This is a genomic window from Sphingorhabdus sp. (assembly GCF_035329025.1).
Classification (GTDB): Bacteria; Pseudomonadota; Alphaproteobacteria; order Sphingomonadales; family Sphingomonadaceae; genus Sphingorhabdus_B.
The window spans coordinates 1-13,626 of record NZ_DAOLHN010000014.1; the positions used below are offsets into that span (position 1 = coordinate 1).

The window sequence follows — 13,626 nt, forward strand, 5'->3', positions numbered from 1 at the left end:
AGCTCCATCGGGCAGCGCACGCCTTCGGGGATGTAGACGAAGGTGCCATCCGAAAAGACCGCGCAGTTGAGCGTGGCTAAATAATTGTCGTGCATCGGCACAACCTTGCCGAGCCATTTGCGAACGAGCTCCGGATATTCCTTGATCGCCTCGCTGATACTGCGGAAAATCACGCCAGCTTTTTCCAGCTCCGCACGGAAGGTGGTGGCCACCGAAACGCTGTCAAACACCGCATCGACCGCGACCTTGCGTGCACCCTCGACGCCCGCGAGCACCTTTTGCTCCTCGATCGGGATGCCGAGCTTCTCGTAAACCTTCAGGATTTCCGGATCGACCTCGTCGAGGCTTTCTAGCTTCTTTTTCGCCTTGGGCGCGGCGTAATAATAGGCGTCCTGATAGTCGATGGGCGGGATGTTGAGCTTTGCCCAATCGGGCGGTGTCATTTCCTGCCACATGCGGAATGCCTTCAGCCGCCATTCGAGCATCCATTCGGGCTCGTTCTTCTTGGCCGAAATGAAGCGAACGGTGTCTTCGTTGAGGCCCTTTTCGGCAAATTCGGTTTCGATGTCCGATGCCCAGCCATGCTCATAATCGGCAACCTTGTCGGCTGCCTCGCGCGCCGCGCGGTCTTTAATCTCGATTTCGTCGGTCATGCTTGCACCAGGCTCGTCAATTTCACATCGGCAAGCGCACCGCGCACAGTCTTATTCACCACCGCCCAATGCGGTTTCACATTGCAGTCGGGTTCAATCGCGCAGTTGCAGCTTGCGGCATTGGTGCAGTTGGTCATCGCAATGGGGCCTTCGACCGCCTCGATAATGTCGGCGAGCGTGATCGCGGCAGCAGGGCGCGACAGTTGGATACCGCCGCCTGCTCCACGCACTGAACGCAACAGGCCGCCTTTGGTGAGGATGCTCACCAATTTCTGGACCGTCGGCAGGGCAATGCCGGTTTCATCGGAAAGCGCGGTCGCAGAGGTACGCGCACCCCCGCAATGGCGCGCGGCGGCACCCATAACGACAACAGCATAGTCGGCCATGTTCGAAAGCCGCATCGCGCGCTCCAGACTGATTCCACATAATCGGATTGGATTAGTCTGATTTATATGCGCCCCTCGGCAGGGAAAATCAACCCGGATAGGCCTCGAGCTGGCGAAAATTGTCCTTCGACAGCCAAACCCGCAGGATTCGGGTGTCATCGCTATCAAGCGCGCCGGGCGTTCTGCCGGTAAAATGGCGGATTTCCCGGATCATGTGCGGCTGATCGTAGAAGAGCGATTCGACCCGCGCACGCATTTCGGGCGTGGCATCGGGATCGCACAAAAGTGTTGCCGCGCGCAGGGCCCGATATTTGCGCATCAACTGTTTGGGCGAGGCGCCAAAATAGTTGCGGATGATGCGGGTCGCCGTGCTGCGCGATTGGGATAGCTTCGCAAACAGCGCCTCGACATCGGGATCGAACTCGCTCGAAATCCACTGACTAACCGTCTGGATCAGGGCAATATGGCTGGCGGGCACAGGCTTCAGGAACGGCAGCAGGAATGCCGTGGTCTGTTCGACCATGTCGCGCACCGACACGCTGCCTTTTTGCCGCCCTTCGCGAAACCGGTGCGCCATTTCGGTGATGCCATCCCCGAACAATTCGGCGGCGTCCACCATCCGGTCTGCATAGTCGGTTGCCGCCTTGCCGGTCAGCGCCACGAAACCCAGTGGCGACATCGCCAGCCCGAAATCTTCGAACGGCCCCTCTATATCGAATTCGGCATGCGCCATGCCGGGGCCAAATAATCCGACGGGGTCGTTCCAATAGGTCTGGCCGTCCTCGAACCGCAACGTTCCCCTGCCCTGCAGGTAGAAGACAATGTGCCCCAACGCCGCTGGTTGAGCATCGCGTACCCGCGGCTGATCGCAACGGAAATGGTAGAATTGGGTAACAAAGGGCGCGAGTTCGGGGGGCGGAACGAACTGCGCCACCTCGATCTGTGAGGACGTCACAAAGTGGCAAGCTGCGGAAGGCGCATCATCAGCAGCCGAAGCTGCACTGTCCATTCGTTCGATAGACATTTTTCGACCCCTGAAGACCAGGTGGAACCGGCCTCCGCGGGTCAGCTCTCAGTGCTACATAATGGTCAGGCGTCGATTAAAGTAAAGCGAAATAGAGCCTTACAAAACGACGTTGCTATCGCGGATCTGGGGCAGTCACAGTTTTGGGGCCAGTGTTGCGCGGGGTTGGCGGAGGTTGCGCGGCACCCTCCTCGTCTCCACCGCGGCCTAGCGCCTGATCGATCCAGGCCTCGTCCAATGCCTCCGGTTCGGTCAGTTCCGGAGGAATACCCCCTGCATCGCCGACAGGTTCGCCCTCGATTGGCATGCCATTCTCGTCGACCAGAATCTCCTCGCCATCCTCACCCAGCATCATCTCCTCATCTTCGAGCCGCTCGGGGAAGGTAACATCGGTGTCGAAATTCTCGACCGGGCGCTTGGCGACGGCCGTGCGCATGTAGGTCGCCCAGGCGGCGGCGGGCGCCGTTCCCCCCTGCAGATTGCCAACCGCGCGCGCATCGTCGCGGCCCATCCAGACACCGGTTGTCAAACCGGACGAGAAGCCGAGGAACCAGCCATCCTTGTTGCTGCTGGTTGTGCCGGTCTTGCCCGCGACCGGACGTCCGATCGACGCCGCGCGACCCGTGCCGGTGGCAACAGCGCTCTGCATCAGGTCGGTCATCGCACCCGCGACATAATCCTCAACCAGTTGGATCTGCCTTGCGGGCTTGTGCTGGTAGATCACATTGCCGTCGATAGTCGTAACCTTGCTGATCGCATAAGGCGTCACACTTCGGCCGCGCGCGGCAATCGATGCAAAGGCGCGGGTCATGTCGATCACGCGAGTTTCAGAGGAACCAAGCACCATCGCTGGCGTCGTCGAAATGGGCGTGGTGATGCCAAAACGCCGTGCCATGCTGGCAATGCTGCTGGTTCCGACCTCTTCACCGATCTTCGCAGCGACAGTATTCTTCGAATAGGCAAAAGCGGTGCGGAATGTGATTTCACCCGAATAGGTGCCGCTGCTATTACGCGGAGACCAGCCGTTAATAGTGACCGCTTCATCGACCACCTTGTCTTCGGGGCGGAAACCGGCCTCAAGCGCGGCGAGATACACAAACACCTTCCAGGCCGAACCGGGCTGGCGAAGCGCTGTCACCGCGCGGTTATAATTGCTGGTCGCGTAGTCGGTGCCGCCCACCATTGCGCGGACAGCACCGTCTCGGTCGATCGATACCAGCGCACCCTGCGCACCGCGCGGTACGCCCGCACGGATGGCATTGGTCGCAGCGCGCTGCATACCAAGGTCAAGCGTGGTCCAGACGTCGATCGGCTTTTCGGTCTCATCGATCAGATTGTCGAGCTGTGGTAACGCCCAGTCGGTAAAATAGCGCACGCTATCCTGCTTCGGCTCGGGCGCAAGCTGGACCTTGGCGGGCTCGACCGTCGCTGCCTCTTCGGGCGTGATCATCCCTGCATCCTGCATCACTTCCAGCACGACGCCTGCGCGCCCGATAGCCGCTTTGGCGTCGGCGGTGGGGGAATAACGCGAAGGGGCCTTTACAAGGCCCGCAATGATAGTGGCTTCGGCCAATGTGATGTCTTCGGCACCATGATCGAAAAAGCGACGGCTCGCGGCATCAACGCCATAAGCACCACCGCCAAAATAGACCTTGTTCAGGTATAGCTCGAGAATCTGTTCCTTGCTGAACTTCGTCTCCATCGCCATGGCGAGGATCATTTCGCGCAGCTTGCGGCCGATATCGCGGTTGTTGTTCAGATAGACATTGCGTGCCAATTGCTGGGTAATGGTCGAGGTTGCACGCAACCCGCCGCCATCGGTCAGGCTGACAAACACAGCACGGCCCAGGCCATAAGGATCGATTCCGGGATGATAGTAAAAACGGCGATCCTCGACCGCGACCATCGCATCCTTCATCTCATGTGGAATCTCATCGATCGGAATCCAGCGACCGAAACTTGGTCCAAGCGTCTGGATTACGGTGCCATCGGCTGCGCGAACACGGATCATCTGCCCGTTGGGTGATGATTTCAGATCCTCGAAGCTTTCGATTTCGCCCCGAGCAATCGCGACAAATATCCCTACGACCATCAGGCCCAAAAGGGCGATAACGGTTCCGACCTTGAGCGAAGTCATGGTCCAGCGTTTGAAGCGCGACCCTTCCGCTGCCTTATATCCAGCTTTTGCCATTGCCCAACCTGTTAATGGTTTGCCGGGAATCCGACAAGCGGGATTAAGGAACTAGTCCGGCTGAAAATCTAGCGAAACACTGTTGATGCAATAACGCAGACCATTTTCGCCCGGCCCATCGGGGAAAACATGGCCCAGATGCCCGTCGCATTTGGCACAGCGCACCTCGATGCGGATCATGCCATGCGATGTGTCACGATATTCGGCTATCGCATCGGGCGTTGCCGGTTCGGTAAAGCTGGGCCAGCCGGAGCCGCTGTCATATTTCGTGTTCGACCGGAAAAGCAACGTTCCGCAGCCACCGCACAGGAAATCGCCGTCCCGCTTTTCGACATTCAACGAACCGCTAAAGGCCCGTTCGGTGCCCGCTTCACGCAGCACATGATATTGCACCGGCGAAAGGCGTTGCCGCCATTCTGCTTCGCTGAGTTCCATTTTTTCCATGAATATAATGTGTGCCGCATAGGCCATGAGGTCAAGTGCGGTCGGAGAAATGGTTTTCACCGGAAATTAACCACATTCTCCGAAAATCTATGCAAATGTATCGGAACCTATCGATCCTTTTCTGCATGGGAGTCGCGCTGGCGTTGACGCCGGTCGCTTTCGCACAGGATTTCGGAGCGGATCTATTTGCGCGTGAATCCGGTGACAAGACGAAACCGCTCAACATCGAAATCCGCAGTTCGCTTGATTTCAGCCGTGCCACTTCGACGGGTGCGAGCGGCGGTAGCATCGCGATTGATCCCAATAGCGGCGCGCGCACGGTAAGCGGCGATATACTCGATCTGGGCGGTTCGCCTTTCGCCGGAAGCGCGTTAGTAACCGGAGAGTCCGGACGATCGGTACGCATTGAAATGCCGTCAACCATCCGCCTGAGCAGCGCGACGGGCGGCTCGGTTGAGATTGTCAACCTGCGTACCAACCTGTCGCCTGCACCCCGGCTCGATATGTACGGGCGGCTCGAATTTTCTTTTGGTGGCGATTTGTTGCTGAAAGGCAACGTATCCGGCCAATTCCGGGGGCGGATACCGATTACTGCGGAATATGAATAAGGCCTAGCGGCTGCGGGCTGCGGCGCGGGCGATGCGCACCAATTCTTCTTCAAGCACGGTTTCGGTCAGATCGGCGCCCGTCGCCATCAGCTTCGCCTCAACCTCCAGCAGGTGGGCATTGAGTCCTGCGAGGCGCGGTGCCGTCCAGCGTTGCACTTGTTGCGTGAAGGCGCCCTGCTCCTTCCAGAAGATTGCCCGGTTGGCGCGAACCACCGCCCCGGCATTGGCACCTTCCTCCACCTTGATACGCATTCCGGCAAGCAGGGCAATGCGTCGCTGAAGCGCGCGAACAATACGGATTGCCTCAATCCCCACAGCGCGAGCCTCGATGATGGTTCGACCCAGTGCCTTGGCATCGCCCGTCAGCACCTGGTTGACCAACGCGTTGATATCTTCTTCTGCTGTTTCGGCGGCGAGTGACGAAAGTGCCTGCGGCTCGACCGTCACCATCCGGTCAAGAGCGGAATCATAATAAAGCGATAGCTTCTCCAATTCCATCGCCACCAGTCGCCGATCCTGCCCGGTATAGCGCACAATCTGCGCCGCGAGCGTCCGGTCGATGCGCAGGCCGAGTGCGCCCGCCGCCGCAACGGCCTGATCAACCGCCTCTCCTTCGCTGGGCGGATAGCAGATATACGACAAGGCGCGGGAAGAGCCTTCGATCAGTGTCCGCAGCTTGCTGGTTTTCTTGAGGTCGCCCGCTGTTGCAATGACTGGATTGCCGGCATTTTCCGCTGAAAGCAGGTTCGCAACCGCATCCACCCCTTCTTCGCGCGCGAAGTGCAGCCTGATATGGCGCGCACCGCCAAAGAGCGATTGCGATGCCGCCTCATCAGACAGCAAGGCGGGGTCGCTCCGCAGCTTTGCGCTGTCAATCTCTATCGCCTCACTGTCGAGCCCAAGCCGCGCAATTAAAGCGCTCGCGATCGAAGCCGCTGCAGATTCATCCTGCCCGAAGACGAAAAACAGCCGGATATCATTCCGGCTTTCAATCGCGCCAATAAAATCCCGCTCGCTGAGCTTGCCGCTCATTGGGAATTTTGGGCGTAGAGCGACAGTCGCGTAACAATCTGTTCGGCAACCTTTTCCGTCAGATTCTCGAGCGCGGTGTTTTCTGCCGCGATTGTGGCATATTCCGAACTCACAACGTCGATGCCTGCATCCGAACCCGCCGTTGCGTCAAGCACGGTCTTGCTGCTTTCCAGATCAATTAGCTGATAGCGCGCGCGCAGCGTGCGCCGTTCGCGCGTGACGGTATCGTCCGCGCGAACGCCAAAGCCTTCGATCTGGTCATCCAGTTTGACTACCAGCCGATAGCGGGCGTTGCTGCCATGCGATGCGCCCAAACGGTCGTTCAGGGCATTGCGCATCAACCAGCCATTTTTGCCCTCGATCGCATCAACCGTGACCGAACCGAGCAACGCCGAAACCTGCCCCTGCGAACCACCGCTGTAGAGCGGCTTCATTCCGCAGGCCGAAAGCAACAGCGAAGCAAGGAATAGGGGCAGCAGTCGCATCATATAACGATATTCACCAAACGGTCGGGTACCACGATGATTTTCTTGGGGCTTGCGCCATCCATGGAACGCTGCACCTTCTCGCTGGCCAGCGCAAGCGCTTCAAGTACATCCTTGGACGATCCTTTGGCTACGGTTAGCGTATCGCGTAGCTTGCCCATCACCTGCACGGCGATGGTGACCTCGTCATCGACCAGCAATGCCGGATCATGTTCGGGCCAGGGCTGGCCCGCGATCAGGCCTTCATGTCCCAATGCGACCCAGGCCTCCTCGGCCAGATGCGGCAGCATCGGCGCGACGAGCAGCGGCAGGGTGCGGATTGCGGTGGTGCGCGACGCCGAAGGCGATGCCTTTTCAATGTCGTTGACAAGGCCATGGACCTTGGCAACGGCCTTGTTGAAATGCAGTGCTTCGATATCGGCGGCGATACCCGCAATCGCGCGGTGCAGGCTCTTGTCCAAAGGCGTCGCCCCGGCGTAGGCCGGGGCCGTTGTCGTTTGTTCCTCGGGGTTTTGGGTAGAGCCTTTAGCGGCCCCTGCCTGCGCAGGGGCGACGGAATCAACCAGCCGCCACACGCGGTTCACAAAGCGCCATGTGCCCTCAATCCCGCTTTCGGACCATTCAAGGTCACGCTCTGGCGGGCTGTCCGACAGCATGAACCAGCGCACAGCGTCGGCGCCATATTGGTCGAACATCGGATCGGGATCGACGACATTCTTTTTGGATTTCGACATCTTCTCGATGCGGCCACGCTCGACGGGCGCACCATCAATGGTGAATGCTTTGTCGCCCTCAAACTTGATTTCTTCGGGGCTCAGCCAAGCGCCTGCAGTCGACTTGTAGGTTTCGTGCGTCACCATCCCTTGAGTGAACAGCGCGGCAAAGGGTTCAGCGAAATCGAGCTTGCCGACCTTTTGCAAAGCGCGCGTCCAGAAACGGGCATAAAGCAAATGCAGAATCGCATGTTCAATACCGCCAATATATTGCCCGACCGGCAGCCAAGCCTCTGCCTCTTCCTTGTCGAATGGCTTGTCGTCAGGCTGGCTGGCGAAGCGGATGAAATACCAGCTTGAATCGGCAAAGGTATCGAGCGTGTCGGTCTCACGAACCGCCGGTTCCTGGCAGTTCGGGCACTTCACATGCTTCCAGGTCGGGTGGCGGTCGAGCGGGTTGCCCGGAATGTCGAAACTGACATCTTCGGGCAATTTGACTGGCAACTGGGTGCGTGGCACCGGCAAAACGCCGCAAAACTCGCAGTGTATGATCGGGATCGGCGTGCCCCAATAGCGCTGGCGGCTGACACCCCAGTCGCGCAGGCGATATTGCGTCTGCCCCTCGCCCCAGCCTTCGGACTCGGCCTTGGCGATGACAGCGGCCTTTGCGTCATCGACGCTCATGCCGTTCATCCAGTCCGAATTCACGATTTTGCCGGGGCCAGTGTAGGCGACATCGCCTTCAAATTCGAGATCGGTGACGTCGCCTTCCGCGACAACGCGGCGCACCGGCAGGTCATATTTGCGGGCGAAATCAAGGTCGCGCTGGTCATGGGCGGGGCAGCCGAAAACCGCCCCGGTGCCATAGTCCATCAGCACGAAATTGGCGACATAGACGGGCAAGTGCCAGCTGGGATCGAGCGGATGTTCGACCGTCAGATTGGTATTGAAACCCAGTTTCTCCGCAGTTTCGAGTTCCGCCGCCGTCGTCCCGCCGCGTTTGCACTCGGCGATGAAATCCTGCAGCGCAGGGGCATTTTCGGCCAACGACTGTGCCAGCGGGTGATCCGCCGCAATCGCAACAAAGCTTGCGCCGTACAGTGTATCGGGGCGGGTGGTGAACACATCGATCCCGTCATGCGTACCCGTCAGGTTGAAGGTCAGCTTCAGCCCCTTCGACTTGCCGATCCAGTTTTCCTGCATCAGCTTGACCTTCTCCGGCCAATGCTCAAGTCCGTCGAGCCCTTCGAGCAATTCCTCGGCAAAGTCGGTAATTTTAAGAAACCACTGGTTCAGCTTCTTGCGCTCGACCAGCGCGCCCGAGCGCCAACCGCGCCCGTCGATGACCTGCTCGTTCGCCAGCACGGTCATATCGACCGGGTCCCAATTGACCTCGCTTTCCTTGCGATAGACGAGGCCTGCCTTGTAGAAATCCAGGAACAGCGCCTGTTCATGGCCGTAATATTCGGGTTCACAGGTGGAAAGTTCGCGGCTCCAGTCGATAGCGAGACCCAACCGCTTGAGCTGCTTTTTCATCGCCTCGATATTCTGGCGCGTCCAGGCACCGGGATGAACCTTCTTTTCCATCGCCGCATTTTCGGCAGGCATGCCAAAGCTGTCCCAACCCATCGGATGCAGCACGGCATGGCCGGTCATCGCCTTGTAGCGTGCCAGCACGTCACCCATGGTGTAGTTGCGCACATGCCCCATATGGATGCGCCCCGAAGGATAGGGGAACATCTCAAGGATATAGCTTTTCGGACGCGGGTCGCTGGCCGGGGGCGCGTTGAACACCCCCTGCTCTTCCCAGATTTTCTGCCAATGCCCGTCCGCCTTGAACGGGTTGAATCGTGATGCCATGGCTGGCTGTTTCCCTGTTAGTCTTCGCGTCTTCAACGCGAAGACGCAGGATTTTCGATATTAGTCGGCGATAGCGCTGCGGCGAAGGTCGCGCGCCTTGGTAAGGATGATGCCCTCAAGCTTTTGCACAGTCGCTGCACGGGTTGCCGCAGCAACCCATTGACCATTCTGTAAAACTTCACGGGCAGCAGCAACGCGCAGCGCATCAGCGCGCAGATCCTGATCGAGAATCGACACGGTCAGCTTCATGCGCTCTCCCGGGCTGTTCGGGTTCACATACCAGTCGGTCACGATCACGCCGCCTGCGCTGTCGGTCTGCAGCAGCGGCATGAAAGACAGTGCATCGAGCGAGGCGCGCCACAAATAGCTGTTGACGCCGATGGTCGTTACCTGGCTTGCCGCCAGATCGGTCTTGGGCCGTTCCTTGCCGCCACAGGCAGCCAGTGCCAAAACCGAAGCCGTGACCAGGACGAACTGGTTAAAACGCATATTGAATCCTCGCGATTTCGCTGTTTGTGCGGACGTCTCTATTCACCTTTGTTGGCGCGGGCAAGCTTTCGCGAAACTGAACCGCTATTGGCTGTGCATATCGCCCGGAAAAGCGCGGATTCCGGTATCAGTTGCAACCGATTGTTGTGTATCGGCAACATATTGGCAAAATCACTGGCGTTGTGGATAAAATTATTTGTTGCCGATGGAATTGCGCCTATATTCCAGCTCAGATGGAGTCGTAATAATACGGACATGAAACGGGGTGTAGCAAATTCGGGCCTTAAAGGCCGCAGGGCAGTTGCCTTCTTGGCAACTGGAAGCTTGTTGCTGTCACCTGTGCTAGTCCCTGCTTTTGCAGCACAATTTTCAGAAGTCGGCGCGAATTCAAGTAGCTGGATGAGCCGCTTCACCCCCGCTGGCGTAGACAGCCGCCTCGCTGTCAAGGCAGAGCGCAAGGCCGTTGCTGGCAACCAGTTCCGTTTCACGCCCGCCGGTCTTGATCGCAAGGGCAATAATGTTTTGACCGTTGCAGCGCGCGCCGATCTGGCAAATTCGGCGAATGCGGTTTCGATTCGCACCGCGATAGAAAAGTTTGAAGCTGGATCGGGCACAACGGTTCGACTGAACAATTCGAACTACCAATTGTCCGCCGCTCGCGGCTGGCAGGGTTTCAAGCTGCCTGCGAAGGCGGTACAGGTTGAACAGCCTCGTTTGTCGGGCATGGTCGGCAAGGGCGATTTCCGCCTCGACGGTAACGACAAGAAGAAGCCCAGCCGCTTCAACACCGACCTCAGCGTCGATAAAGTCGGCAATGCCACCCCCAACCCGCGCGGTTCGGCAGCAGCAGGCGACTATGCTCTCAAGGTTGGCGGCAGCTTCTCAATATCGCGGCGTATCGACGTGACTGCGGGTGTTCGTTATGCCAGTGAGCGTGATCGCATCGCTCCTGCTGCGAACAGCAGTCCGGATAGCGAAGCCGTCTACGTCGGAACCAAAATCCGCTTCTAAACCAAATTAGCGTTTGAACGCGTCGATGGCGGCCCAGCCATGGACGATGCTGCGTGGCCATTTAGCGGCTTCCATCCTGTTCATTCCACCTAGGGCGATGACCAAAGCGGGTCGACAGAGGCTTGCCAGCCTGCCAAACGCCAAGGCGCCTAATGCGCGCTCACCAGGATGTGAGCGGGTTTTCCGCAGCGGGGAGAGAAACATTATGCCTGCCCCGTGCCTTTTTGCCCGTTCGATTTCACAAGGGTTGTGCACCGGCGCACTTAGCAACAGCGGCTTTGCCGATACGCCTCGACCGTGCACACCATCGGCACCCCACGCCCTTGCGGTTCTGGCATCTCCGGCCAGCAACAAGATATGCCCCCGCTGCACGCAAATATGACGGACACGCGCAAACAGATGCCTTCGTTGTTTCGTTTCCAGCGCATAATGCCGAAAGACCACGCCGGAACCTGATGGCAGCCGCCGGATGGCAGTCAGCAACTGGTCGTCCAGCCGGGGATCGGTCATCAGCCAGATACGCGGAACAGGCTTTCGCAATGGCTGGCGGGCGGGCATGGCAACCGCTATAGCGCGCGGTCATGCCCGATGCGACTCCCGAAACCCCCACCCGCCGCCTTACCGACATTCACGCCGAAATGGCCAAGGCCTGCAAGATTGCGAAGCGCTCGACCGATGATGTTACGTTGATTGCGGTATCGAAAACTCGCGATGCGGACGAAATCCGTCCGCTTCTCGACGCTGGTCACCGGATGTTCGGCGAAAATCGGGTGCAGGAAGCGGCAAGCAAATGGCCTGACTTGCGCACCGCATATCCCGACATTCAATTGCACCTGATCGGTCAGTTGCAATCGAACAAGGCCGAAGAGGCTGTGGAACTGTTCGACTGCATCCATTCGCTCGATCGCCTATCGCTATTGTCGACGCTGTCGAAAGCGATGACCAAGGCTGGAAAGCAGGTTCCCTGCTTCATTCAGGTCAATATCGGTGAGGAAGAGCAGAAGGGCGGTTGTGCCATTGCCGAGCTGCCTGGACTGCTCGACGCGGCAAAGGCTGCCCATATCGAGGTGGTCGGCCTGATGTGCATACCGCCCGCCGATGTCGAACCTGCGCCCTTTTTTGCCCTGCTGGCGGAACTCGCTGCTCGGCACGACCTTTCGCAACTCAGCATGGGCATGTCGGAAGATTTTCCAACCGCCATCATGCTGGGTGCCACGTATATCCGCGTCGGCACGGCCTTATTCGGCGCGCGCACGGCTGGCTGACAGCGGAAAGCAGAGCACCCTGCCAGCTGCCGGGACCAGAGCCTCACAAGCAAATCCGGCACAGGCTTCGCTGATCGCCGAATCGTCAGCATCGAGCCCCCCGGTAAGCGCACCGAAAGCAGGCAGGATCAGCTTGCTCGCGCTGCGCACGAAACAGCGCCGCGACACCAGACGTCCCCTGATTTCCTGCCGGAATTTGGGATGGAAGTGCCCGGACATTTCCGGTCGCCGATCATTGGGCTCTGCCTCATGGCGCAATGTGATGCCATCGACCCACAGTTCTTCATACACCACGCCGCCCCAATTTGCCGCAATGCCCGGATCATGATTGCCGACAATCCAGCGCCAGTCATAACTCACAGTCAGTTGCCGCAAAAGCCGGGCGGCTTCATCCTCGAGTCGGGCCTCTCCACCATCATCATGGAAATTGTCACCCAAGCAATAAATCGCCTCGACCGCATATTTGCGGGCAAGCCCGGCCAGCTCTTCAAGCGTCGCCCGGCTATCATAAGGCGGGAGGAATTGCCCGCGCATGGCATAGCTCGAAGCCTTTTCGAGGTGCAGGTCGGCAACGAGCAAAGCCCTGCGCGCAGGCCAAAAGAGCGCCGCCTCACCCGCCGCCTCGAAATCATGTCCGCCAAAGGAAATATGGGCCGTCACAGCGGGCGCTATGGGCAATGCGCTACGGGCTGACAAGCGGAGGCTTTTGCTTTATGCGCGCCGCCATCATGCTTTCGGTCGTTGCCCTTTATCATTTCGCGCCCATTGCCGACCCGCGTTCGGTTCGTGATCCGCTGTTTGCCTTTTGCGAGAAACGGGAGGTCAAGGGTACATTGCTTCTCGCCAACGAAGGCGTCAACGGCACGATTGCTGGTGCTCGCGAAGCACTCGAAGAAGTGGTTGCCTATATCCGCGGTTGGGACGGCTTTGCCGCGATGGAGGTCAAATATTCGCACGCGAATGCGATGCCTTTCGGTAAGCTGAAAGTCCGGTTGAAACGCGAAATCGTGACCATGGGCGTCGATGGCATCGATCCGCGTTCCGACGTTGGCCATTATGTCGATCCGGCAGACTGGAACGCGCTGATTTCCGACCCCGAAACCATCGTCATCGATACGCGCAATGATTTCGAGGTGCAGGCCGGAACCTTTGAACGCGCGATCAACCCGGAAACCGTTTCATTCCGCCAATTCCCGGCATGGTTCGATGCCGAAGCGGAAAAACTGCGTGCCGAAGGCATATCGCCTAAATTTGCGATGTTCTGCACCGGCGGCATCCGCTGCGAAAAGGCAACCGCCTATGTCCGTGCGCAGGGCTTTGACGAGGTCTACCACCTCAAGGGTGGTATCCTGAAATATCTTGAAGAAGTGCCGCCCGCTGAGAGCCGCTGGCAAGGCGACTGCTACGTCTTTGACGAACGCGAACTGATCGGTCACGGGTTGGAACTGCGTAAACCCGATTGAGC

15 protein-coding genes and 1 pseudogene are annotated in these 13,626 nt (G+C 58.7%); 4 read left to right on the forward strand and 12 right to left on the reverse strand.

The features are described from left to right. The 5 genes and pseudogenes from PKC81_RS05410 to msrB all read right to left on the reverse strand — a co-directional run. A pseudogene (locus PKC81_RS05410) lies at positions 1-653 on the reverse strand (Fe-S cluster assembly protein SufB); the annotation flags it as partial. Then, positions 650-1,054, reverse strand: coding sequence for an SUF system Fe-S cluster assembly regulator (locus PKC81_RS05415; protein WP_324333881.1), 405 nt, complete (start codon positions 1,052-1,054; stop codon positions 650-652). The gene PKC81_RS05415 and the pseudogene PKC81_RS05410, both read right to left, overlap by 4 nt. Before the next feature lie 73 nt (positions 1,055-1,127). Further along, the gene (locus PKC81_RS05420) at positions 1,128-2,063 is read right to left on the reverse strand and encodes a helix-turn-helix domain-containing protein (RefSeq protein WP_324333883.1); all 936 of its coding nucleotides are present in this window, start codon (positions 2,061-2,063) and stop codon (positions 1,128-1,130) included. A 115-nt stretch (positions 2,064-2,178) separates the two neighbouring features. After that, entirely contained in the window at positions 2,179-4,200 is a 2,022-nt protein-coding gene (locus PKC81_RS05425; RefSeq protein ID WP_324333995.1) for a PBP1A family penicillin-binding protein, read from the reverse strand. Between the two features lie 105 nt (positions 4,201-4,305). After that, on the reverse strand, positions 4,306-4,698 hold the full coding sequence (msrB, locus tag PKC81_RS05430; protein WP_298604543.1) for a peptide-methionine (R)-S-oxide reductase MsrB: 393 nt from the start codon (positions 4,696-4,698) through the stop codon (positions 4,306-4,308). Positions 4,699-4,787: 89 nt separating this feature from the next. Between msrB and PKC81_RS05435 the strand changes: the two genes are divergently transcribed. Next, a complete protein-coding gene (locus tag PKC81_RS05435) occupies positions 4,788-5,306 on the forward strand; it encodes a DUF4402 domain-containing protein (protein ID WP_324333885.1) in 519 nt (172 codons plus the stop codon). A 3-nt stretch (positions 5,307-5,309) separates the two neighbouring features. Here PKC81_RS05435 and holA read toward each other — a convergent pair whose 3' ends face one another. Genes holA through PKC81_RS05460 form a run of 5 tightly spaced genes read right to left on the reverse strand, consistent with a single transcriptional unit; the run spans position 5,310 to position 10,298 of the window. Then, positions 5,310-6,338, reverse strand: a complete 1,029-nt coding sequence (gene holA, locus PKC81_RS05440) for a DNA polymerase III subunit delta (RefSeq protein WP_324333887.1) — start codon at positions 6,336-6,338, stop codon at positions 5,310-5,312. Beyond that, positions 6,335-6,826, reverse strand: coding sequence for an LPS assembly lipoprotein LptE (gene lptE / locus PKC81_RS05445; RefSeq protein WP_324333889.1), 492 nt, complete (start codon positions 6,824-6,826; stop codon positions 6,335-6,337). Before lptE ends, holA begins: the two co-directional genes overlap by 4 nt. Next, the gene (gene leuS / locus PKC81_RS05450) at positions 6,823-9,396 is read right to left on the reverse strand and encodes a leucine--tRNA ligase (RefSeq protein WP_324333891.1); all 2,574 of its coding nucleotides are present in this window, start codon (positions 9,394-9,396) and stop codon (positions 6,823-6,825) included. The genes lptE and leuS overlap by 4 nt, the downstream gene beginning before the upstream one ends. A 60-nt stretch (positions 9,397-9,456) precedes the next feature. Beyond that, on the reverse strand, positions 9,457-9,885 hold the full coding sequence (locus PKC81_RS05455; RefSeq protein WP_324333893.1) for a DUF3576 domain-containing protein: 429 nt from the start codon (positions 9,883-9,885) through the stop codon (positions 9,457-9,459). 38 nt (positions 9,886-9,923) lie between these two features. Next, positions 9,924-10,298, reverse strand: a complete 375-nt coding sequence (locus PKC81_RS05460; RefSeq protein WP_324333895.1) for a hypothetical protein — start codon at positions 10,296-10,298, stop codon at positions 9,924-9,926. Between PKC81_RS05460 and PKC81_RS05465 the strand changes: the two genes are divergently transcribed. Then, positions 10,285-10,896 (forward strand): hypothetical protein, encoded by a 612-nt coding sequence (locus PKC81_RS05465; protein ID WP_324333897.1) that lies wholly within the window; start codon positions 10,285-10,287, stop codon positions 10,894-10,896. The genes PKC81_RS05460 and PKC81_RS05465 overlap by 14 nt on opposite strands. Before the next feature lie 6 nt (positions 10,897-10,902). Here PKC81_RS05465 and PKC81_RS05470 read toward each other — a convergent pair whose 3' ends face one another. Continuing rightward, positions 10,903-11,406 (reverse strand): thiamine phosphate synthase, encoded by a 504-nt coding sequence (locus tag PKC81_RS05470; RefSeq protein ID WP_324333899.1) that lies wholly within the window; start codon positions 11,404-11,406, stop codon positions 10,903-10,905. Between the two features lie 71 nt (positions 11,407-11,477). Between PKC81_RS05470 and PKC81_RS05475 the strand changes: the two genes are divergently transcribed. Beyond that, positions 11,478-12,161, forward strand: a complete 684-nt coding sequence (locus PKC81_RS05475; RefSeq protein WP_324333901.1) for a YggS family pyridoxal phosphate-dependent enzyme — start codon at positions 11,478-11,480, stop codon at positions 12,159-12,161. On the opposite strand, the gene pdeM is transcribed toward PKC81_RS05475, so the two are convergent. Next, positions 12,135-12,821 carry a ligase-associated DNA damage response endonuclease PdeM gene (gene pdeM, locus PKC81_RS05480; protein ID WP_324333903.1) on the reverse strand — a complete coding sequence of 229 codons (687 nt, stop codon included), beginning with the start codon at positions 12,819-12,821 and terminating at the stop codon, positions 12,135-12,137. The two genes, PKC81_RS05475 and pdeM, sit on opposite strands and share 27 nt — an antisense overlap. Before the next feature lie 53 nt (positions 12,822-12,874). Between pdeM and PKC81_RS05485 the strand changes: the two genes are divergently transcribed. Next, positions 12,875-13,624, forward strand: a complete 750-nt coding sequence (locus PKC81_RS05485; RefSeq protein WP_324333905.1) for a rhodanese-related sulfurtransferase — start codon at positions 12,875-12,877, stop codon at positions 13,622-13,624. Positions 13,625-13,626: the final 2 nt, after the last annotated feature.